Raw genomic sequence first — 22,259 nt, 5'->3', positions numbered from 1 at the left:
TTATTCTCAAGCAGTCAAATTTTTAAAATTATTATTAAATCTCGAGTTTTTTGGGGTTTTTATGCTAGTCCTTAATCAGTTAGAAGAGGCTGGTGAGTACTAACCACTATTCCCTAACTAGGGTCATCATTTTAAGTAAAGTACTTCTACAACAGTAGCACTGCCTATCTTTGTGGGGATGCTATCACCCAAATCCAACTATGTCAAGCGACAGGATTTGTCAAGACTTTTTTCGGCTCTTCTAGATGAGTTTAACTTACAGAGGATCGATCAATCTTTGTGTCCTCTGTCTCTCTGTAGTTCCTTCCACTTGCTCACCAAGAAAAATGTATCTTAGAATACATTTTATCTACCAAACCCAAGAGAGCCTTTTTTCCTTATCCCCGAGATAATCTGTATGAGTCAGTATTTCTGCAGCGCTTCGGTCTCATTGTCGGCCTATACATAGTCTATCTTTGATTTCGGTCGCTGCTTCGGGATTGTCTAACATTAAATACAGCGAATTGATCACCAAACTCCCCGATTCCAGGAATGTAGCCGATAAATGACCTCTAGTCAAGGGTTACAATAGAAGACTGAAACAAAAATCTATAAAGTTGGGTTATGAGTAATCAGTACGATGCGATCGTGATTGGGTCAGGAATCGGGGGATTGGTGACAGCAACACAATTAGCGGCAAAAGGAGCAAAAGTCTTAGTTTTAGAGAGTTATCTGATTCCAGGGGGCAGCGCGGGTTATTTTGAACGAGAGGGTTATCGTTTTGATGTGGGTGCTTCGATGATTTTTGGTTTTGGCAAAAAGGGGACGACTAACCTCCTAACCAAAGCTTTGGCAGCGGTGGATATGAGCGTCGAAACCATTGCCGATCCCGTCCAGATCCATTATCATCTCCCGGATGGATTAGACCTAAAAGTTCATCGCGACTACGAACAATTTTTACAGGAATTAATTAGCCATTTTCCCGCAGAAAAAACCGGTATCCGGCGCTTTTACGATGAATGCTGGCAAGTTTTTAATTGCCTCAATAGTATGGATTTACTATCATTGGAAGAACCCCGCTATCTGACTAGGGTTTTTTTCCAGCATCCTTTATCCTGTTTGGGACTGGTCAAGTATTTACCCCAAAATGCGGGAGATGTGGCCAGAAAATATATTAAAGACCCGAAATTATTGAAATTTATTGATATGGAGTGTTATTGTTGGTCGGTAGTACCCGCTGATCGCACTCCAATGATTAACGCGGGAATGGTTTTTAGCGATCGCCATTACGGGGGAATTAACTATCCTCGAGGGGGAGTGGGACAGATTGCTCTCAAGTTGGTCGAGGGATTGGAAAAAACTGGTGGTGAAATCCAGTATCAAGCGAGAGTGAATAAGATTATTTTAGATGCAGGACGGGCGATCGGGGTAAAATTGACCAATGGTAAGGAATATTACGCAAAAAAGATTGTTTCTAACGCCACCCGTTGGGATACCTTCGAGAAACTACTCCCCCCGGAATCTCTCCCAGGTAGCGAAAAAAAATGGCAAAAACGCTATCAAAAATCCCCCAGTTTCCTGAGTTTACATCTGGGAGTTAAGGCTGATGTCTTACCATCAGGAAGCGAATGTCACCATATTTTACTAGAAGATTGGGAAAATATGGAGGCAGAACAGGGAACTATCTTTGTTTCTATTCCTACCTTACTCGATCCCTCCCTCGCACCCCCAGACCATCATATCATTCATACCTTCACCCCTAGCTGGATTGACCAATGGCAAAAACTGCCCCCCCAAGAATATCAACAGAAAAAAGAGGCTGCTGCTAATCGTCTCATCGATCGCCTGAAAATACTCTTTCCCAAACTAGATACAGGATTAGATTATATCGAAATTGGCACAGCCCGCACCCATCGCCGCTTTTTAAATAGAATCGATGGCAGTTACGGCCCAATACCGCGAAGAAAACTGTTAGGCTTATTAGGAATGCCCTTTAATCGCACAGCTATTCCTAATCTTTATTGTGTGGGAGATAGTACCTTCCCCGGTCAAGGATTAAACGCAGTGGCCTTTTCCGGTTTTGCTTGCAGTCATCGTCTAGCGGTAGATCTCGGTTTACCTAGTCCCAGAGATTAAAATCAGAAGTAATTCTTTCTAAGCAGCTAATCTCGTGAACCAAGAATCCCCACACCTTGAGGTAACGGCAGTATCAATCCCATGTATAGACGAGAATTACTGCAATTTATTGGCTCTCACGCTCTTTTTGGGGCTATTAATCCAGAATTTACTTGGAATTATCAAAATATTGACCATTGGGGCGAATTATCAACGAATTATCGCCTCTGCACCACGGGAAAGCAACAAACACCGATCGATCTTAGTATAGCGACTGAAAAAGATCTATACCAACCCACCTTTAATTATCGTCCTGTACCCCTAAAAATTCGCCATAACGGTCGTACAATCTTGGTTCAGACCGAAAAAGGTGGAAACATGAGTTTTCGCAGCGAAAACTGGGACTTATTACAGTTTCATTTTCATCACCCCAGCGAACATCAGATTAAAGGTCAGTCTTTCCCTCTAGAAATTCATTTAGTGCATCGAAATGGGAAGGGAAATTTAGCAGTTGTGGGCATTTTAGCCGAAATTGGGGCAAATAATCCCTATTTACAAACCATTTGGGATTATTTGCCCCAAGAACCTTCTCCTGAAATGATTATCCCCGATACTTGGGTCAATGCCGGGCTTTTACTGCCAGAAAATAGCGGTTTTTATGAATATCGGGGGTCTTTGTCCACTCCTCCCTGTAGCGAGGATGTTCTCTGGTTAGTCTGGCAAAATGCGATCAAAATTTCTCCCCAACAACTGCAACAATTGGCTGCGATTTTTCCGAGTAATGCCAGGAATATTCAACCCTTAAATGGGCGATCAATCCTATATTTTAGCTAATTTAGATAATTTTATTAACTTTTATACCAAAAATAGTAAATAACTCAGGAATGCGCTCAATAACTAAAGCTTCGGTGGCTGTCCAGTCACTTTCCTTCGTGGCTAAAACCCCAAGAACACTCAGAGGAACCTGTAGAAATAGATGACTTAAGAGAAGAGCGATCGCAGCAATTACTAAACCTAAAAGCCGCCATTGGGGGAGATAGGCGGCCACGGCAGCCGCTAGAGGGGCAAAATTATAGATTGGCCAAGCGATGAGAATTAGGAGGACGACTCCCAAAAGAGTAAGAAGACGATGGCGAGGACGTTGAAAAAGAGAGAGAATTTTTAACTGTTCGGGAGTGAGTTGACTCGGTTTCAGGGCAACCAACAAAAGACTAAAGATATCAAAAGGTTTTGTCCACTGCATCCAAAAGACTGGAATAATAGCGATCACTCCCAGAAATAACCATTCTAGCCAAAGAAAAGGCAAGGGATCGCCCACAGCTAAACCAATCCAAGCGATTTGTAAAAAGATTGGCAAAGCCGCTAACCCTGCCAGATGAATCCACAAAAAAGGTTCTGATTTCATAGAGAGAATTATGAATTATGAATTATAAATTATGAATTATGAATTATGAATTATAACTGATAACTGGTAACTGATAACTGATAACTGATAACTGACTCCCGACGGTTCAAGTCTAATTAACTGGATAAAGTGCGACGTTTCATGACCATTTCGTAGGCTTCGATAATATCGCCTTCTTTCCAGTCATTGAATTTAGAAATACCGACACCGCACTCGAAACCGGTGGCCACTTCCCGGGCATCTTCCTTCATCCGTTTGAGGGAATCAAGAACCCCCTGATAAACAATTTCCTTGCCGCGACGCACGCGCAGGAAGCGATTCCGCACCAGTTTACCAGATTGGACATAACAACCCGCCACGGCCCCACGACCGACGGTGAAGACGGCCCGCACTTCGGCAAAACCGAGGTGTTCTTCCACTTCTTCGGGGTCGAGAAGACCTTCCATCGCCCCTTGAATATCATCGAGAAGCTTGTAGATGATATTGTAATCACGGATATCGACTCCTTCCCGATCGGCGGATGCGCGCGCACCACTGGCAAGGGTGGTATTAAAGCCCACCACTACCGCACCACTAGCGGCGGCCAGATCCACATCCGTTTCGGTGATTTCCCCCGGAGAGGCGAGGAGAACCCGAATCTGCACTTCGTTTTGGGGTAACTGTTTGAGCGCTCCGAGGATGGCCTCAACGGAACCCTGCACATCTGCCTTGAGGATGAGATTAAGTTCCTTGAGTTGTCCTTCTTGAGCTTGGATAGAGAGGGTGCTAAGGCTAACGCGACGGGAGGAGAGGGCCTGTTGTAAACGGGTGTTGCGTTGTTCGATCGCCCGTTGATCGGCAATTGATCGGGCCTCTTTCTCACTTTCATAGACATCGAACTCATCGCCGGCGGCCGGAACATCGCTAAGACCGAGGATTTCCACGGCGAAGGAGGGGGTGGCCGCTTCGACTTTTTGGCCGCGGTCATCGATCATCGCCCGAATTTTACCAAAAACGGAACCAGCGACGATGCTATCACCGACGCGGAGAGTACCATTCTGGACGAGTAGGGTAGCCACGGGACCTTTGGTGCGATCGAGGTTAGCTTCGATCACGGTTCCCTTAGCCAAGCGATCGGGGTTAGCGACCAATTCCTCTACTTCTGCCACTAAGAGGATCATTTCCAGCAGATTATCGAGATTTTCCCCCCGCAGGGCGCTAACGGGAACCATGATCGTCTCACCGCCCCAATCTTCGGCCACCAGTCCCTGTTCGGTCAATTCCTGTTTAATCCGGTCGGGGTTAGCGGAAGGTTTATCGACTTTGTTAATCGCCACCACGATGGGGACTTCGGCGGCCCTGGCGTGACTAATTGCCTCTTTCGTTTGGGGTTGTACGCCATCATCGGCGGCCACCACCAGTACCGCTATATCGGTGACTCTCGCCCCGCGGGCGCGCATAGCAGTAAAAGCTTCGTGGCCAGGGGTATCCAAAAAGACAATCTGTTCCGGTTTGCCGTTATGTTCCACATCGACGTGGTAAGCACCGATGTGCTGGGTGATGCCGCCGGCTTCTCCTTGGGCGACTTTAGTTTTGCGGATCGAGTCGAGGAGGGTGGTTTTGCCGTGGTCAACGTGACCCATAATGGTGACGACGGGAGGACGACGCTGGAGACTTTCCCAGTCGGAGACATCGATCATTTCCGTGGTTTTGATCGCCGCCGACTGGGTGCTGGGGGTTTCCACGGCCATCTCGAAGTCCCTGGCGATCATTTCGATGGTGTCCACGTCGAGAGTTTGGGTGATATTAACTGCCATCCCTTTAAAAAATAGGGTTCTGATGATCTCGGTTTCCGGGACTTTCATCAATTCCGAGAGGTCGCGCACGGTAAGACTGCCAGTGATGACGATGCTTTCCGGGCGTTTTTCCTCTTGGGGTTCTTGGCGCTCGCTTTTCGAGCTGCCGGTGTGAGCGGTTGGTTTACTGGGCCGCTTAACTTTGACTGCTGTGGGAGTGCTAGGGGTGGTTGCTTTCGCGCTGGGCGGTTTGGGGGGACGAGCGGTGGAAAGGGTAAAACTGGGGCTATTGATTAACCCAGATAGTTCCGATTCTAGATCATCATCATCTTCAAAGAGGGCTTGGGTGCGGCGTTTGTTTTTGCCGGCAGTTTTGGCAGTTTTGGCCGCTTTTTTCTCTTCTTCTTCCTCTTCTTCCCAGCTAGATTTTTTGGCCATGCGAGGGGGCATGGTCGGTCGTTTGAGTTTTTTCAACCCGTCTGCTCCGAGCAGTCCGGTATCTGTATCGATTTCTGTGCCATCAACACCGGATTTCTTGGTAGTATCGGCCTCTTGCTCGCCAGTAGACGAGATTTTAGTGGGTAAACCGGGGCGAACTGGGCGTTTCAATTCCACCGTCTCCCGCACTTCTCTGGCTGGTTCCGCCAATTTTGGGCTTTTTCCGTCGGGTTTGCGGTTGAGGGTCGGTTTTTCTGGTTTAGCCAAGCTAACCCTGCCTTCAGGGCTAGGGAGGTTCTCGCTCTCGCCGCGCTCGCGTTTTTCTCCCCCCCTTCGACTTAGCTCGGCTTGCCCTGAGCCAAGCCGAAGGGGGTAAGGGGGGCTGTCGTTACCGCCGGGGGCATTTTTAGATCGGGGTTCTGGCCGGCCTGATGTGCTGCCTGGGCGTGGTTTCGGGGTGAGGGAAGGTCGATTAGGTGGGGCGATTAAGGTGAGGGATACTTCTGGCACTAGCGGGGTTTCGGTCGGGGTTTCTTTAACACTGGCGGACTGAAATGGCATCTCTGCAGCGGTGGGGGGGGTTTTTTCGGCCGCACCGTCGCGCCCTGGGGCAGCAACTAGGGGTTTAACTGGGGGACGGGGAGGATTGATTAAAGTCGGTTTAGCTGAGGAACCAGCAGGACTGGGATAGATTTCCCCTTCTTCGCCGGTTTCGGGGCGGTTGTGTTTATGCAGGGCTAAAATCTTTTGTTTTTTTTCTTCGGCGGGAATAGCCGATTCTCGCTGACCCGTGCTATTTTTACTGGTACTCGAAATAACTCCCTTTGCCGCAATCGCTTTGATGCGTTGGGCATCCTCTTCGCTGATCGTGCTACTGTGGCTCTTGTACTCGATGTTCAACTGGTCACAGATATCCAAAATGTCTTTGTTGTCTAGATTCAATTCTTTTGATAAATCGTAAATTCTGACTTTCGCGTTACTCATCCATTATCCCCCGGCTAAAGTGTTAGTGATCCTATAATTTGGCTGATTTTTTGATCCTGTCAGGACTGCCCCTTTCCATGCTAACGATTTTGTGGCTATGATCGTCAATTTTAATCCTGATTTGGACTACCTTGCTTGGCAGTACCGAGGCGCTTTTGCAAGGATTCATAGAGCGTTTCGGGAATATTGGCTTTTAGGGCGCGTCCGAGACGATTTTTTTGCCTGGCTAATTGCAGGCAGTTAGGTTGCGGACAGATATAGGCAGCCCTTCCCATTCCTTGATCTAATTGTATCTGTCCGGACGGGTGTAGTCGGACAATTCGCCAAAAGGATTCTTTCGGGGCGAAGAGACGGCAGCTAATACAGCGTCGATAGTTGAGGAAGGGGTTCATTCTTGGTCTAAATCCTGCGTTTCTGGGTCGTTTTCATCGGTCTTTAATTCCTGTTCGCCTTTATAGAGGGCGATATCCTTAATATCGATTTTCCAGCCCGTCAGACGGGCGGCTAAACGCACGTTCTGCCCTTCTTTGCCAATCGCTAAACTTAATTGATCCTGTGCCACCAGTACCAATGCTTGTCTTTCTTCGGCATTAGTGAACAAAACTTGGTCAATACGGGCGGGACTAAGGGCATTGGCGATGTAGGTGGCGGGATCTGGAGACCAGCGAATCACGTCGATTTTTTCCCCCCGCAATTCGTTCACCACGGCTTGAATCCGCGAACCTCTGGCCCCAATACAAGCTCCAACCGGATCCACGTCTCTTTCTAGGGTATCGACGGCGATTTTTGTCCGCGAACCAACGTGACGGGAGGGGGGATTAGCTTCCCGAGCGACGGCGACAATACGCACGATTTCCTCCTCGATTTCGGGAACTTCGTTGGCGAACAAATATACTACCAAGCCTGCCGCCGCTCTGGAAACAATTAATTGCGGGCCGCGTTGAGAACCTTCCAAGACTTTTTTGAGCAGAACTTTAAAGGTGGCGTTGGCGCGATAGTTATCGTTGGGCAGCTGTTCCCGTTTGGGTAGTTCTGCTTCCACTTCCGGTTGACCGTAGGTACTTTGTACCATGACAATAGCGGCCTGTCTTTCAAAACGGACGACCCGGGCCTGTAAAACGGTTCCTTCCAGATCTTGGAACTCCTCTTGAATCATTTTGCGTTGGTTATCCCGCAGTTTTTGCAGTAAAACCTGTTTAGTTTGAATCGCCGCCATGCGACCAAATTCTCTTTGGTCGGGGGTGACATCAAGAACTACTTCATCTCCTAATTGGGCTTCATCGGCCACTTCCTGCACTTCTTTAAGACCGATGTGATGGTCAGGATTGGTCACTTCTTCCACAATAGTTTTAGTCGAAAGGATACGAAAGCCTTCTTCTTCTACGTCTAATTCCACATCAAAGTTATTGAAATAATCTTCATGAAATTGAGCGGCTTTTTCTAAACTTTGGGAGCGGCGATAACGTTCGTAACCCTTGATCAGGGCCTCGCGCAAAGCCTCCTGTACGGCATTTTTGGGCAGATTATGTCGTTGGCTAATTTCTTCGAGCATTATTTTCAAACCGGGCAAATTAACGGTAGCCATAATTATTTTGTCTCCTTTCTTTTGAGTTATTGGTTTTTTATCCGTCAGCCTTGTATCAGTTATCAGTTATCAGTTATCAGTTATCAGTTATCAGTTATCAGATGTAAGTTTTAAGTTAATCAGTTAGTTAGTTATTTATCTTGATCTTTATCCCTGATTACTGATTACTGATGATCCCGCTGCTCATCTAAACGGACGCTGATGACAGTAGTGCGATCGATGGTCAGGGAGCGACCCTTTTGGTTAAGATAAATAGATTGCTCATCTCTACCTTGCAGTTTTCCGCGCCATTCTTTTGGTTTTCCCTGGCTATCCTGGCCGGTAACGATGACGGGAAAACCTTTAAAAGACTGAAATTCGCGTTCGCTGCTCAGTTGTCGAGAAATGCCGGGGCTAGATATTTCCAAAACGTAGGCCCCTGGTAAGATTTCTTGACTGTCGAGGGCGGTTTCTAAGGATCGACTCATCTGCTCACAGTCCTCTAAACCAGTATCTCCCGCAAGATTGCGAATATCGACGCGCAGGACGGGAGGCCTTTTATTGGTTTGAAAAACGATATCGACCACTTCTAGCCCCAAGTTTTCAGCGATAGGGGTGGCTAGGTGCAGCAGGTCGGGGATGAGCGGATGGGTCATGATTTAGACAATAAAAAAAGCGGGCGAAACCCACTTCCCTAAACTGTTAGTGATTGGGATAGGCAGTTGTTAGACCACCTAGCTGAATACAGTATAGCAAAAAACCGTCATCACTATTTGCCCTCAGGGTCGTGCTTGGGGAAAAACAGAACAGTGGTCACGATCGAGTCGATCTGTCACAATGAATACAGGGTAACTAGATATAGAGTCAATTATGGATCAAAAATCTGCGCTCACCGTAGTTAGAGCCAAGTCAGCTAAGAATCGTGGTCATCGGCCAGTATGGAAAGGGATTGTCACCACTTGGATGATTCTGCAAACCTTTGGCCATGTCAATCCTGCTTGGAGTCAAAAAAACCAAAATACCCTCACCTACGGTGAATTGTTAGAGAAAATCGAGCAAGGCAAGGTAAAAAAGGTGGAAATCAATCCTTCTTTGCAGCAGGCAGCAGTTACCCTCGTCGGTCAAACGGACAAGGATCCCCCGAAAGAAGTCAATTTATTTGACCAAAATCCCGAATTAATCAAGAGACTCGATGCTAAAAAAATTGAGTACGGCATTCTCCCCAGCACTGACAATTCGGCCTTGATCAATGTTCTCACTAACCTGTTAGTGATTATTCTCGTCTTGGGATTATTGGTGTTTATTATCCGTCGTTCTGCTAATGCTTCCGGTCAAGCGATGAACTTCGGTAAATCAAGGGCGCGGTTTCAGATGGAGGCGAAAACCGGCATAGAATTCAATGATGTGGCGGGTGTGGATGAGGCCAAGGAAGATCTGGAGGAAGTGGTAACATTCCTCAAACAACCGGAAAAATTTACGGCTATTGGTGCGAAAATCCCCAAGGGAGTCCTGTTAATCGGGCCCCCAGGGACGGGGAAAACTTTACTGGCTAAAGCGATCGCAGGAGAAGCAGGAGTACCTTTTTTCAGCATCTCTGGGTCGGAATTTGTCGAGATGTTTGTCGGGGTTGGTGCGTCGCGAGTGCGAGATCTGTTCCGAAAAGCCCAGGAAAATGCCCCTTGTTTGGTTTTTATCGATGAAATTGATGCCGTTGGTCGTCAACGAGGGATCGGTTATGGGGGAGGTAATGATGAACGGGAACAAACCCTGAACCAATTATTGACGGAAATGGACGGTTTTGAGGGCAATACTGGCATTATCGTCATTGCCGCCACCAACCGCCCTGATGTTTTGGATTCGGCCTTGCTGCGTCCGGGTCGTTTTGATCGACAGGTGGTGGTGGATTATCCAGATTCTAAGGGACGTTTGGCCATTTTAGAGGTTCATTCTCGCGATAAAAAGGTGGCTGCTGATGTGGCTCTGGAGGCGATCGCCCGGCGCACACCGGGTTTTACTGGGGCAGATTTGGCGAATATGCTCAACGAAGCGGCAATTTTTACCGCTAGACGGCGTAAAGAGGCGATTACTATGGAGGAGGTCAACGATGCGATCGATCGGATTGTGGCCGGTATGGAAGGGCGCGCTTTAGTGGATAGTAAAGCCAAGCGTTTGATCGCCTATCATGAAGTGGGCCATGCGATTGTCGCTAGTCTCTGTCCTGGTCACGATCAAGTGGAAAAAGTTACCCTGATTCCCCGGGGTCAAGCGCAGGGGTTAACTTGGTTCACTCCCGATGAGGAACAGGGTTTAACCAGTCGTTCCCAGTTATTAGCCCGAATTGCGGGATTATTAGGGGGACGGGTAGCGGAGGAATGTGTCTTCGGTGAGGATGAAGTGACCACCGGTGCCGGTAATGATATTGAAAAAATTACCTATCTGGCCCGACAGATGGTAACGCGTCTGGGAATGTCGGAATTGGGATTGATTGCCCTAGAAGAGGATGGTAATTCCTATCTCGGTGGTGCTGGTGCTGGTTATCATGCCGACCATTCTTTCGCGATGATGGCAAAAATTGATGCACAAGTGCGGGAACTTGTCAAGCAATGCCACGATTTAGCAACAAAACTTATCCTTGACAATCGTGTGGCGATTGATCGCTTGGTGGATATACTGATTGAACAGGAAACCATTGACGGCGACGAATTCCGGCGTTTATTGACGGAATTTCAGCAACAAGCAGATCGGTCAATGGTGACTATGGTTTAATTTGCTCTTCGTCTCCTTGCTTCTATTCAGTAGTTAGGAGACGATTTCAGCCAAAAATCGGCTAATCAGTCGGACAAAGCCAGAATTAACGACTAACATTGTGAGCAGGAATTTTACTCATGGAATGACCGTTATGATTGCCTTTGGTGGAAGCAATAATATTAGCTTCTAAAGCTGAATTGATCTCGGCCAACATTTCTAGATTGAAACGATAGCCAACGTTGCGGACGGTTTGAATTAAATTAGGTTGTCTGGGATCGGTTTCGATTTTTTTCCGCAGAGAGAGAACATGAGTATCAATTGTCCGGGGATTATCTATTTCCTCTGGCCAAGCGCGACGCAGCAAATCGGCTCTTGATAGGGGTGTTCCCTCCGCTTGGGCTAAAACGTAGAGTAGGCTAAATTCTTGGGGGGTTAATTCGATATACTCCCCGCGAAATTGTACCCGTCTTTGGGCTAAATCTATTTTTAATTGCCCATAATCCAAGTGTAGGGGAGCGGCCCTACTGCCTAAACGACGGGTTAACACTTCTACCCTAGCCATAAATTCTTGCATTCCAAAGGGCTTTTTCAGGTAGTCGTCGGCCCCCGCTTTTAAACCATTGACCACATCTTTTTCACCATTACGGGCCGAAAGAATCAGTATTAGAGACTGTTTTTGTTGATAAAGCCAACGGCAGAGTTCGATTCCATCCCCGTCGGGTAAGTCGGAATCGATAATTGCTAAGGTTGGTTGACGGTGAAGGAAAGCTTGACGCGCACTTTGCAGGGTTGCCGATTGATTAACCAAATAACCGGCCTGTTGCAGATGCCAAGCTAATAGCGATCGCAAGTGCGGGTTGCCCTCAACAATAGAAATATGGATCGATACCACTTGAATTTCTGCCTCATTACTGCACAGATTGACACATTGTCAGGGTATCAGAATTAATGTCAAGATATTGTAACAATCGTAACATTCGTTAGCTGTCAGCCGTCAGGAGTCAGGAGTCAGAAATCAGTTATACCATTTTTCGGCTCTTCTCGGCTTTGTGTGATAATTTTTGTTTATGGAATCGTGAAATGCTTACTGGACAAAACTTTTAAGACTATTTTACGGATATTCTATCAGTATAGACCTCGTTTCCACACAGAAACCAGAAGAGCCATTTTTCTTTATTCGCTTCACAACGAATGCAGGTTTGGCAAGCATTCGAGCGTGGATGTCTGTCATAGATTTAGAAATTTGGTATTATTCAGATGTGAGTTTTCAGTTCACTGATTACTGTTTACTGACCACTGAAAAAAAAGCTCCCTGCTCCCCGCTCCCATCACCCCACTCCCGACTTCATAATTCATAATTTATAATCCCATCACCCCACTCCCGACTTCATAATTCATAATTCATAATTTATAATTTATAATCCCATCACCCCACTCCCGACTTCATCAGCAATTCTCATTTTGAAAACAAAAGAAGATAAAGTTCTCTTGTTCACATAGAGAACTTCTGTCTAATTATCATTTTTTTTCAAGATAATCATCATAATTAGCTTCAAGAGACAGTTTTAAAATATCTGCCCATAAAAAACTTATCTCAACTCATAAATTTAGCTGAAATTCTGACCTAATTTGTGGTTTTTTCAATGAATAAAATAATCTTTCCTTCTCTCGAAAAATTGACATTTTTAACTAGAATTTACTTTTTTAAATGGGACATATTCGGTTAGAATAAATGAGAAAAATTCCGACCAATTCTTAAACCAAATAAATTTTAATAGGGTACGAATATCATTAAAGAAAGAAGTCCTAGTTACTAATAGCTCACGAATCTTTTGATAGGTGTAATTAACTAAATCCAACACGGTATGAAATAAAAAAGCTAGTAAATTTAAAGACAATAAGAACTCGCACAAATGATTCTGACCGTGACCAAAGTTATGCTCTAAATTATAACCGTGATTTTTAAGAACGTTATTGCCTTCATTTTCAACTTTCCATCTGCTACGTCCAGCTTTGACAATTTCTTCGACATTATTTTCCGTGATTTTATGATTAGTTATCCAATTATTTTGGTAGATAGTTTTCTGGGTTTTTTCATTGATAACAGTCACTTCACACCAATTAACTTCGAGACTTGAGTCCCCCTCTCTTAAGGGAACTCTAGAAGCATAACGATAACGATAAATTAGATTTTTTCGTCCATCCCATTGTTTCTTTTCAACGGTCCTAACTTCGCCACTTTTTTCTAAAAATTCTAGCCATTCATATAAAGTTTTATGCGACGTTTCCAAACAAACAAAAATAAAATTATAACCTTGTTTTATCGCTAATTCACAAACAGGTTCGTGAGAATATAAGTCGTCTCCTAAAAGAGTTACAGGATAACCATACTTATTTTTATGATTCCTATTTAACCATCTTTTAACGGCCGCATTTTCACAGTCTTGTTTTTGATGTCCATCTTGTTTTTTAATGAATTCTGGCTCTAAATTAATTACTTGTTTTTGCTTAGGAGAAACTACTATCGGTGTGACACAGCCATGAAAATAAGTTGTAGTTCCATTTCGATGATTACGACAGTTACAATGAGGGCAATTAATTTTCTTGGATGAGAAATATTCTGTGCCATCTAACGCCACTAATATTTCTCCATCTAAGTAGAGAAACTTTTTCAAAACTCCCTTTTCTTTTAACCATTCATAGACTTTTTGAAAAGTCCTAGAGATATTAGATGCTGGCACTGGATCTAACAAATTTCTTATTTGATTATCCCCAGGAATTTTTTTAATTGAAAATAAACTTTCAGCATTATCTTTTCCCTTATTGCTTTTCATTAAACGTTGATGGTCTAAAAAAGACGGCGACTGAGTAAAAAAGACTGAAAATGCAGCCATCACGGCATCTTTTATCTCATATTTTCTATTATTTCCAGGTTTCCTCTCATCGGGTAAATCATCTAATTCTTGATGGAAAAATTGCATTAATTCCGAAATTTCTAGGGTTGCCGCTTTTTGAGCCATCTTGGAATAATTTGACGTGCTGGTGGATTTCTATCTCACCCATTTTACCTTAGCTGACAATAATTATAAATTTTTATTTCCCTTGAATTCCCTATTCTAAAAACAGAACTATCTTCCTGATTTAACCCCGTTCGTTCTCAGCCAACCTCTTTGATTGCTTGGGTATTTATACTTAATTTGTCTAGCCAATTGTGGCTCTTCGGGACTTGGTATGGTTCGATATGGGAGCATAAATCGACTAAATCCTTATCTGGCAAGAGACTTAATTGATTAGTTCGCTCTAGATCAAAAATAATTGACAAAAATCACTAAATGCTTTTCTATATAAGGGTTCCATCCCTTATAACCCCTGTCCATTGCATAACAGAAACCGAAGAACCCCAATTGTTTTTTTTATTGTTCGCCTCTTCTAGAAAATAGTTGCTTCGTACTATATTTTCCTTGCCAAAATCGGGGTTAATGCTCTATTTATTTCAAAATGAGAATTGCTGCGACTTCATAATTCATAATTTATAATTTGTAATTTATATGTACTCGAGAATATCTTGACTATCGAACCCCATTCAAGTTATTGTATGAAATGGGGTCAGAGAGTGGTGAAATCCAGGTTTGAATTGGCGTATAAACTCGGACAGTAATGCAATTCAGATTTGAATTGGCCTACTCTTTTGGGGACTCACCCAAAAGCCGACAAGTATTGTCTGTCTGATCATAATCTTATTGATTGTTCTTTCAGCCATCTAACCACTAAAAAAGGACCAGAACACCATGATAGATAACTTTGCCGCCAACGACATCTATAACTACATAGATGGTCTAGATTCCTCAGATTTTCAGAAATTCCTAGCGGGGAATAAGTCATCAATTTTTCCCACTACAGCCACTAATCGAGCCACATCTCTTTTCAAAGAAGAAGTAGAGAGCCTTGATTTTACTACCTTAGATAACACCTTAGCAACGGCGCGTGATATCACCATTGGAGCGACTCCCACCACCTACAGCGATTTCGTTGGTTCTACAGACACCAATGATTACTATCGTTTTAGTTTAGGAACCACTAGCAACTTTAGCCTGGATTTAACAGGATTAAGTGCCGATGCTGATGTGTCCTTATTAAACAGTAACGGCCGTGTGATTACTAAATCCACGAATGGCGGTACCAGCAGTGAGAGTATTACTCGTCAACTGAATGCGGGTACTTACTATGTCCGGGTTTATCCCTACAGTGGCAGCACTAACTATAACTTAAGTTTAGCTGCCGCTTCTGCAACGATTCCTGATAACGCCGGTAATACCTTAGCAACAGCGCGTGATATCACCATTGGAGCAACTCCCACCAGCTACAGCGATTTTGTTGGTTCTACAGACAGCAATGATTACTATCGTTTTAGTTTAGAAACCAGTAGCGACTTTAGCCTCAACTTAACGGGATTAAGTGCCGATGCTGATGTGTCCTTATTAGATAGTAATGGCAGTGTAATTACTAGCTCCACTAATGGCAGTACCAGCAGTGAGAGTATTACTCGTCAACTCAGTGCGGGTACTTACTATGTCTGGGTTTATCCCTACAGTGGCAGCACTAACTATAACTTAAGTCTGTCGGCTACCACAGCCACAGTCACACCCGGATATAGTGCCATTTCAGGATACGGTTTAGTTAATGCCGCAAGAGCTGTCGCTGGAGCCTTGAATCAAAGTCCTTTTGCCGATGTTCCCACTTTTGGTAGTGCTAATGACTGGGGGGTTAACTTAGTTAATGCTCCAGAAGCTTGGGCAAGAGGTTATACAGGACAAGGAATCGTCGTTGCTGTACTAGATACAGGAGTTGACCGCAATCATGCCGACTTAGCGGGCAATATTTGGACGAACGCGGGCGAAATTGCCAATGATGGTCTTGATAACGATGGCAACGGTTACGTTGATGACGTTTATGGCTGGAACTTTGCCAATGGCAATAATAACACTTTAGATGTTAACAGCCATGGTACCCATGTGGCGGGAACCATTGCTGCTGCTAATAATGGTTTCGGGGCCACTGGTGTGGCCTACAATTCCAGAATTATGCCAGTGAAAGTTTTGGACGATTCTGGTAGTGGCAGCTATAGTGGCGTTGCCCAAGGAATTCGCTACGCTGTGGACAACGGTGCTGATGTAATTAATATGAGTTTGGGGGGTGGTAGCACTGACAGTGCGGTTCAATCAGCCCTCCAGTATGCCAGCAGTCGCGGTGTTATCGTGGTTATGGCCGCTGGTAATGAGGGGGCAGCTCAACCCAGTTATCCCGCTTCCAGTGCCACCTCTTGGGGTCTTGCAGTAGGTGCCGTTGATAGTTCTAACCAGATGGCTTCCTTCTCCAATCGTGCTGGCTCCAATTCTTCGATGAGGTATGTCACCGCTCCAGGCGTACAAGTGTATTCTACTCTCCCTAATGGTGGCTATGGTTTCTTGAATGGAACCTCTATGGCAGCACCTCATGTAGCTGGAGTGGTGGCCTTAATGTTGAGTGCCAATCCGAATCTGACCGATGCTCAAGTACGTCAAATTATTACGACCACAGCAGGTAATGTCGCCTAAAACTTGGCTGTTTTTCATCTTCAGATTTCCTATCTTTAGCCATCAGCTTTTCGCTGATGGCTGATTCCTAGGCCTCAGACAAAAAAAACTCGTTTACTTTTCAGTGAACGAGTTTACTTTCCATGATATGATCAATAGTCCTTTGAGTTATTTAGCAACTGCTACCGGTGCTTTGACGGGCTGGGGCTGGGGCTGCAGGTCGCGCAAACTTGGGAAAAGGAAGTGGTTTTCCTCCACATATTGCGCTCCAAACAGTCCTTTTTCAGCCCAGAAATAGCGATCGGTTGTATGCTCGTTACGCTTGACAATCAATAAAGCTGGTGGGCTAATGCCTATAGCTTGAATATACTTACGCGCCGCAGTTACGGGTTTATCTTCGCCACTTTCAATACTATACTGGGGTACAAGTTCAAGTATCTTACGTCCTTCTTGACGACGGCGACTCTTACGTTTCCGTTTTCTGGCCAACCCAATTACCTCCTGTTTTGGCTAATCGTTGTAATGATAGTTACAAAAGCCGTAGCGATTATATCCCTTCTAGACCAAGAAATCAAGTGTCCCTCACAAACTTAATTACAGACAAATTTGACTAGAAGCTAGACTGAGACTATGTTTAAGTTTTTCTGACAAAAACACACCCACAAATATCGATACAAAACTTATTATTCTTAAACTTTTTTTAATATATGCTGTGATCCACCCCTACAATAGTGACCAAACCCTTGTTATAACTGGTTTTTGCCGGTTGCCCTCGACTCAAGAGGAGGGTCATTCTTCCCTATTTACACTGGGAAATAAAACTCGCAACCCTAGCTGTATCTAGGTTTTCTGATTTTTTACTTTTTACTTTCTTGGTATGCCCTTCTCTTTCCCTTCCAGGACTCCCCTGAGTGATGATTTTATTGCTCTGTGTCAGGCACAGATGGAACTTTTGCGGGAGCAAATGGAAACGGATAGAAGTGCAGTTTATTTAACGGAACCTTTATCGAGTAATTTAATCCCAGTCGTTGTTTATCCGCCTTTTAATCCATCTTCTTCCCCAAAAAAGCGGCTTTCCTTGCAACCAGGGCAACCAGCAGCAGACTTGTTAACTGCGGTTAAGTTAGAGGATTTATCCCATCTGTGGAGTAATCAGGAGACCGTCAGCGGTCATCGCTTGTTTTTACCCTTAATGTATGAAGAGGGTATGGTCGGATTATTGGTGACAACCCGAGAAAAACGACCTTGGCAAAGTTGGGAATTAACCCAGATGGAAAAAATTACCCAAACCCTTGCTTTAGCCTGTGTACTCGATCGCCAATTGGGAGAAGAACGTTATTATCGACAATGGCAACGTCAGCGCCTCGATACCTTTCTCCATCAAATCCGCAATCCCCTCACCGCTTTAAAAACCTTTGGTAAACTTCTACTCAAAAGGCTTTTAGCCGAAGAGGGTGACGATACGGCCATTACTGGTATCCTGAGGGAAAGCGATCGAGTTCGGGACTTAATCGCTGGATTTGATGCACAAATCCAGCAAGAAAGCGAAAATTACCCCACCGTCGATATTCCTCTCCTGCAAGCGCAATCTTCCCCCGCTGCCTTTCTGCTGCCTGCTGGCAGCACTCAGCTAACTCCGATCGATCTCCATGATCTTCTCGATCCGCTGCTCCTTTCGGCCCAAGCGGTAGCCAAAGAGAGAAATCTCGGTCTAGAAACGATTTACGGGGAAGATGTACCACTTATTCGGGCTAATATCCCCAGTTTGCGGGAAGTATTCAGCAATTTAATTGATAATGCCCTCAAATATACTCCTGCGGGCGGAAAAGTCACCGTCGAGGTAAAAAATGTTAAGAATAGTGTAGAAATTGTTTTTAAAGACACGGGTTATGGTATTCCAAGAAGCGATCAAGAAAGAATTTTTCAACGTTACTACCGGGGAGTGCAAGCAGGGGGAGATATAGCGGGTACGGGATTGGGTTTAGCGATCGCCAAAGAATTAATTACCAGCATGGGGGGGACGATTGAATTTATCAGTCCTAATCCCGAGGGAACAAGTTCCCTCTATCCTGGCACGGTTTTTCGGGTTAGTATGCCAGTTATACTCGATAATAACCTCAGTATAGAGGGATGATCTGGGGGTAAAATCTGCTGATCGAGACAATCAGTGGGAGTAGTCGGTTAAAATTGCTGAAAAATATCAGTATCAATGTTAACTTGGCTGTAAACCAAAGAATTAACTAAATCATGGCGACTATCGAACAATTAGAACCCGCTAATAGGGCCGATGTGGTAGTATATATGCCCTACTATGCCAAGGACAAACATAGTATTCTGCCCTATGCGATCGCTTTATATCAAGCAGGAGCTTTAGAAGGTCGTCGTCGCATAGAAAGCGGTAATGGGATTCCTTTTGTAGCGTCTTGGTATGTATCAAAATTGCCCTCGGAATTGACCCGTTGTCGTTTACAATTTGAAGGACAGGCCGACCTAAGCTATGAGATGACGATTATTAACGCCGAGTTTATCGAATATCTCATTGATGCGATTAAAACCTTTAGGCAGCTAGGTTCGGCCGACTTTTCGCAGGGATTTTATCGGAAACTGCTGCGATTTGAAGAATAAAAGTCGGGATTTTACGGGTTAAAAGGAGCAAATCGTGGCCAAATCAGCCAAATCTATACTTATCTCTTCCCTAGAACCCCTCAGCGGTAAATCGGGAACTGTCGTCGGTTTAGCGCACCTCTTGCGGCAAAAAGGACTAGAGATAAGTTACGGCAAACCAGTGGGCAATTGTCCGGGATACATTGATGGGCAATTGGTCGATGAGGATGTAGAATTTATTCGGCAATTACTAGAATTATCCCCCGAACAGCTGCGTTTACCCGTGATCTATACAGATGTAGATTCCGTTGCTAAACGTCTGCAAGGTGTAGATAAACAGGACTACGGCAATGTTCTTGCTGGTTATCTGGAGGATCGGGTTAACAGTGATATTACCCTCCTCGAAGGACCGGGGACTCTCTGGGAAGGTAGTATTTTTCAGTTATCGATGGGGGAGATGGCCAAAATTCTCCAGACTCCGATCCTATTGGTGGCCCGCTATAGTTCTCCCCTAATTGCCGAGAGTCTGCTGAAAGCGCAACGGGAATTAAATAATCAACTGCTGGGGGTAGTAATTAGCGATATTCCCACCGATGATTGGGAGGAAGTACAATCCCTCCTCAAACCCTATCTCGCGGGCCAAGGTGTGGAGGTTTTAGGATTGTTACCCGCTAGTAAATTATTGCGTAGTATTAGTGTTCGGGAAATTGTCCATCTTTTAGGGGCAAAGGTATTATGTCGGCCCGATCGTTTAGATTGGATGGTAGAAAGTTTAGCGATCGGGGCGATGAATGTCAACGCCGCTTTAGAATATTTTCGCAAGGGAGAAAATATGGCTGTGATTACGGGTGGCGATCGCACAGACCTCCAGTTGGCTGCCCTAGAAACTTCCACCACCTGTTTAATCTTAACTGGTTCCATCTCTCCAGATCCCCTAATTTTGGGCAGGGCCGAGGATTTAGAAGTACCGATTCTCTCGGTAAATTTAGATACTCTCACCACCGTGGAAATCGTCGATCAGGCCTTCGGGAAGATTCGCTTACAGGAACAGGTAAAAGTTGCTTGTATTCGACAATTAATGGAGGAACATTTTCAGATTGATCGCCTGTTAGAAAAGTTAACAATAGGGGCGTAATTTCTCCCCAGCTGCCGAGAATATGACTTCATCATCCCCCCCTGTGTCCCCTCCGGTCAAAGAAAATGACTGGAGCTTGTTATTAAGATTACTTCCCTACGCAAAAAAGGAAAAAGCGCTGCTATTTTGGTCATTAATACTTCTTTTTCCCCTATCTCTCACGGGAGCAGTCCAGCCTTTAATTATCGGTCAAGCGGTCTCCCTGTTGCAAAAGGAACAAACTTGGGATTTTTTGGCTCGAATGCCCTTAACAGCAGCCATTAACACCCTAATTATTATCCTGTCGGTTTCGATTATTTTACGATTGATTTTAGGGACAACACAAGGTTATCTAGTGCAGAAAGTTGGTCAGTCAATTACTGCTAATGTCCGGGAAGATTTATTTACCCATGTTACTTCCCTTTCCTCTAGTTTTTTTGATCGCTCTCCCGTGGGACGTTTAGTCACTCGTTTAACTAGCGATGTGGAAGCATTAGGAGAAGTTTTTGCTAGTGGGGCGATCGGAGTTGTCAGTGATTTTGTCAATATTTTAGTTATTATCATCACCATGTTTACCCTGCAATGGCAATTAGCTCTATTGTTGGTGTTGATGTTATTTCCCGTCACTACTTTAATTGTCTTTTTCCAAAAACAATACCGCAGCGCTAACTATCAAGTACGCGAGGAATTATCAAAACTTAATGCCCAATTACAGGAAAATGTAGTCGGAGTTAATATTGTTCAATTATTTCGCCGCGAACGCTTTAACTCTGAAATGTTTCGCTCTACCAATACTCACTATCGTCAATCCCTAGATAAAACCATTTTTTATGATTCGGCCGTTTCAGCTACTCTGGAATGGATCGGATTAATTGCCGTGGGAGGAGTATTATGGTTAGGCGGTATTTTTATTCTCCAGAAAACCATTGATTTTGGGGTTTTATCGGCTTTTATTTTATTCTCCCAACGTCTCTTTAATCCCCTGCGTCAGTTTGCCGAAAAATTTACCATGTTTCAATCCGGTTTTACTGCGATCGAACGCATTGGGGAATTAATTAGTATTCCCATTGAAATCACCGATTTTAACAATTATAAAGAGATTTCTTTTCCAGAAAAACTTAAAACTGGCGAGATTATTTTTGAAAATGTTTGGTTTGGTTATAAACCCGATGAATATATTATCAAAGGTCTCAATTTTACCATTCATCCGGGGGAAAAAGTCGCTTTAGTCGGTCCGACTGGTGCGGGAAAAAGTTCGATTATTCGTCTTCTTTGTCGTCTTTATGAACCAAGTAAGGGCAGAATTCTAGTGGATGGTATCGATATCCGTTATCTTCCCCAAGCGGAATTAAGACGTTATATCGGTGTCATTCTCCAAGAAACTTTTCTTTTTGCTGGAGATGTTACTCGCAATATTACCTTAGGGGAAATTTATGATTTTGAGCAAGTTAAGGCAGCGGCTAAATTAACTAATATCGATCACTTTATCGAGGAGTTACCCGACGGTTATCATACTCTTTTACGGGAACGGGGTGCAAATTTATCGGGAGGACAAAAACAATTACTCGCTTTTGCAAGAGTCGCTATTCGTAACCCCGAAATTCTAGTTTTAGATGAAGCTACCGCTAGTTTAGACGTGGGAACAGAAGTATTAATTCAAGAAGCTTTAGAACAGATTTTAGTCGATCGTACTGCTATTATTATCGCCCATCGTCTCTCCACTATTCGCGATGTCGATCGAATTCTTGTCCTTAAACGTGGGGAATTAGTCGAATCGGGAACCCATGAAGATTTATTAACTAAAGACGGCCTCTACGCTAGTTTATATAAACTGCAAATGTTAGGCACAGATAGTTAACAGTTATCAGTGATCAGTTATCAGTTATCAGTTATCAGTGATCAGATTAAAGTGATAAGTTTTAAGTTTTAAGTTTTAAGTTTTAAATGATATTATAGCGTT

Annotated in this window: 15 protein-coding genes and 1 pseudogene; 8 read left to right on the top strand and 8 right to left on the bottom strand. The window is 44.4% G+C overall.

What is annotated here, in order from left to right:
- Window positions 1–603 precede the first annotated feature (603 nt).
- The gene (crtH, locus tag ACE3JL_RS23885; protein ID WP_271991896.1) at window positions 604–2,115 is read left to right on the top strand and encodes a carotenoid isomerase; all 1,512 of its coding nucleotides are present in this window, start codon (window positions 604–606) and stop codon (window positions 2,113–2,115) included.
- An 81-nt stretch (window positions 2,116–2,196) separates the two neighbouring features.
- Window positions 2,197–2,928 (top strand): carbonic anhydrase, encoded by a 732-nt coding sequence (locus ACE3JL_RS23880; protein ID WP_271991897.1) that lies wholly within the window; start codon window positions 2,197–2,199, stop codon window positions 2,926–2,928.
- Between the two features lies 1 nt (window position 2,929).
- Here the strand turns inward: ACE3JL_RS23880 and ACE3JL_RS23875 are convergent, their stop codons facing one another.
- The 5 genes from ACE3JL_RS23875 to rimP all read right to left on the bottom strand — a co-directional run bounded on the left by ACE3JL_RS23875 (window position 2,930) and on the right by rimP (window position 8,916).
- Window positions 2,930–3,499 carry a low-complexity tail membrane protein gene (locus ACE3JL_RS23875; protein WP_271991899.1) on the bottom strand — a complete coding sequence of 190 codons (570 nt, stop codon included), beginning with the start codon at window positions 3,497–3,499 and terminating at the stop codon, window positions 2,930–2,932.
- A gap of 116 nt (window positions 3,500–3,615) precedes the next feature.
- A complete protein-coding gene (infB, locus tag ACE3JL_RS23870) occupies window positions 3,616–6,696 on the bottom strand; it encodes a translation initiation factor IF-2 (RefSeq protein WP_375328544.1) in 3,081 nt (1,026 codons plus the stop codon).
- A 110-nt stretch (window positions 6,697–6,806) separates the two neighbouring features.
- Window positions 6,807–7,088 carry a YlxR family protein gene (locus ACE3JL_RS23865; RefSeq protein ID WP_271991901.1) on the bottom strand — a complete coding sequence of 94 codons (282 nt, stop codon included), beginning with the start codon at window positions 7,086–7,088 and terminating at the stop codon, window positions 6,807–6,809.
- On the bottom strand, window positions 7,085–8,281 hold the full coding sequence (gene nusA / locus ACE3JL_RS23860; protein WP_271991903.1) for a transcription termination factor NusA: 1,197 nt from the start codon (window positions 8,279–8,281) through the stop codon (window positions 7,085–7,087). The genes ACE3JL_RS23865 and nusA overlap by 4 nt, the downstream gene beginning before the upstream one ends.
- 164 nt (window positions 8,282–8,445) lie before the next feature.
- On the bottom strand, window positions 8,446–8,916 hold the full coding sequence (rimP, locus tag ACE3JL_RS23855) for a ribosome maturation factor RimP (protein WP_271991904.1): 471 nt from the start codon (window positions 8,914–8,916) through the stop codon (window positions 8,446–8,448).
- A 214-nt stretch (window positions 8,917–9,130) separates the two neighbouring features.
- Here rimP and ftsH point away from each other — a divergent pair, with 214 nt between their 5' ends.
- Window positions 9,131–11,026 (top strand): ATP-dependent zinc metalloprotease FtsH, encoded by a 1,896-nt coding sequence (ftsH, locus tag ACE3JL_RS23850; RefSeq protein ID WP_271991906.1) that lies wholly within the window; start codon window positions 9,131–9,133, stop codon window positions 11,024–11,026.
- Window positions 11,027–11,111: 85 nt separating this feature from the next.
- Here ftsH and ACE3JL_RS23845 read toward each other — a convergent pair whose 3' ends face one another.
- On the bottom strand, window positions 11,112–11,900 hold the full coding sequence (locus ACE3JL_RS23845) for a response regulator transcription factor (RefSeq protein WP_375328543.1): 789 nt from the start codon (window positions 11,898–11,900) through the stop codon (window positions 11,112–11,114).
- 879 nt (window positions 11,901–12,779) lie between these two features.
- Window positions 12,780–14,028 (bottom strand): annotated as a pseudogene (locus ACE3JL_RS23840) (ISNCY family transposase).
- Window positions 14,029–14,796: 768 nt separating this feature from the next.
- On the opposite strand from ACE3JL_RS23840, the gene ACE3JL_RS23835 reads away from it, so the two are divergent.
- Window positions 14,797–16,602, top strand: coding sequence for a S8 family serine peptidase (locus ACE3JL_RS23835; protein WP_375328542.1), 1,806 nt, complete (start codon window positions 14,797–14,799; stop codon window positions 16,600–16,602).
- A 147-nt stretch (window positions 16,603–16,749) separates the two neighbouring features.
- Here ACE3JL_RS23835 and ACE3JL_RS23830 read toward each other — a convergent pair whose 3' ends face one another.
- Entirely contained in the window at window positions 16,750–17,070 is a 321-nt protein-coding gene (locus tag ACE3JL_RS23830) for a DUF3155 domain-containing protein (protein ID WP_002768353.1), read from the bottom strand.
- A gap of 388 nt (window positions 17,071–17,458) precedes the next feature.
- Between ACE3JL_RS23830 and ACE3JL_RS23825 the strand changes: the two genes are divergently transcribed.
- From ACE3JL_RS23825 to ACE3JL_RS23810, 4 genes are all read left to right on the top strand, one after another.
- Window positions 17,459–18,715: an ATP-binding protein gene (locus ACE3JL_RS23825; protein ID WP_375328541.1), complete on the top strand. Its 1,257-nt coding sequence runs from the start codon at window positions 17,459–17,461 to the stop codon at window positions 18,713–18,715.
- A gap of 113 nt (window positions 18,716–18,828) precedes the next feature.
- A complete protein-coding gene (gene ebsA / locus ACE3JL_RS23820) occupies window positions 18,829–19,206 on the top strand; it encodes a type IV pilus biogenesis protein EbsA (protein ID WP_271991912.1) in 378 nt (125 codons plus the stop codon).
- 34 nt (window positions 19,207–19,240) lie between these two features.
- The gene (locus tag ACE3JL_RS23815) at window positions 19,241–20,320 is read left to right on the top strand and encodes a phosphotransacetylase family protein (RefSeq protein ID WP_375328540.1); all 1,080 of its coding nucleotides are present in this window, start codon (window positions 19,241–19,243) and stop codon (window positions 20,318–20,320) included.
- Between the two features lie 22 nt (window positions 20,321–20,342).
- Window positions 20,343–22,157, top strand: a complete 1,815-nt coding sequence (locus tag ACE3JL_RS23810; protein ID WP_375328539.1) for an ABC transporter ATP-binding protein — start codon at window positions 20,343–20,345, stop codon at window positions 22,155–22,157.
- The last annotated feature ends 102 nt before the right edge of the window (window positions 22,158–22,259 follow it).

Source organism: Microcystis sp. BLCC-F210, from assembly GCF_042134685.1.
Classification (GTDB): domain Bacteria; phylum Cyanobacteriota; class Cyanobacteriia; order Cyanobacteriales; family Microcystaceae; genus Microcystis; species Microcystis aeruginosa_D.
This window is presented reverse-complemented; position numbering and strand designations above follow the sequence as displayed.

What these genes read in the sequence shown, in the direction of transcription:
- ACE3JL_RS23810 (WP_375328539.1), top strand. Translation starts at nt 20,343, where the DNA reads ATGACTTCATCATCCCCCCCTGTGTCCCCTCCGGTCAAAGAAAATGAC.
- ACE3JL_RS23880 (WP_271991897.1), top strand. Translation starts at nt 2,197, where the DNA reads ATGTATAGACGAGAATTACTGCAATTTATTGGCTCTCACGCTCTTTTT.
- rimP (WP_271991904.1), bottom strand. Translation starts at nt 8,916, where the DNA reads ATGACCCATCCGCTCATCCCCGACCTGCTGCACCTAGCCACCCCTATC.
- ACE3JL_RS23825 (WP_375328541.1), top strand. Translation starts at nt 17,459, where the DNA reads ATGCCCTTCTCTTTCCCTTCCAGGACTCCCCTGAGTGATGATTTTATT.
- ftsH (WP_271991906.1), top strand. Translation starts at nt 9,131, where the DNA reads ATGGATCAAAAATCTGCGCTCACCGTAGTTAGAGCCAAGTCAGCTAAG.
- ACE3JL_RS23835 (WP_375328542.1), top strand. Translation starts at nt 14,797, where the DNA reads ATGATAGATAACTTTGCCGCCAACGACATCTATAACTACATAGATGGT.
- ACE3JL_RS23875 (WP_271991899.1), bottom strand. Translation starts at nt 3,499, where the DNA reads ATGAAATCAGAACCTTTTTTGTGGATTCATCTGGCAGGGTTAGCGGCT.
- nusA (WP_271991903.1), bottom strand. Translation starts at nt 8,281, where the DNA reads ATGGCTACCGTTAATTTGCCCGGTTTGAAAATAATGCTCGAAGAAATT.
- crtH (WP_271991896.1), top strand. Translation starts at nt 604, where the DNA reads ATGAGTAATCAGTACGATGCGATCGTGATTGGGTCAGGAATCGGGGGA.
- infB (WP_375328544.1), bottom strand. Translation starts at nt 6,696, where the DNA reads ATGAGTAACGCGAAAGTCAGAATTTACGATTTATCAAAAGAATTGAAT.
- ebsA (WP_271991912.1), top strand. Translation starts at nt 18,829, where the DNA reads ATGGCGACTATCGAACAATTAGAACCCGCTAATAGGGCCGATGTGGTA.
- ACE3JL_RS23865 (WP_271991901.1), bottom strand. Translation starts at nt 7,088, where the DNA reads ATGAACCCCTTCCTCAACTATCGACGCTGTATTAGCTGCCGTCTCTTC.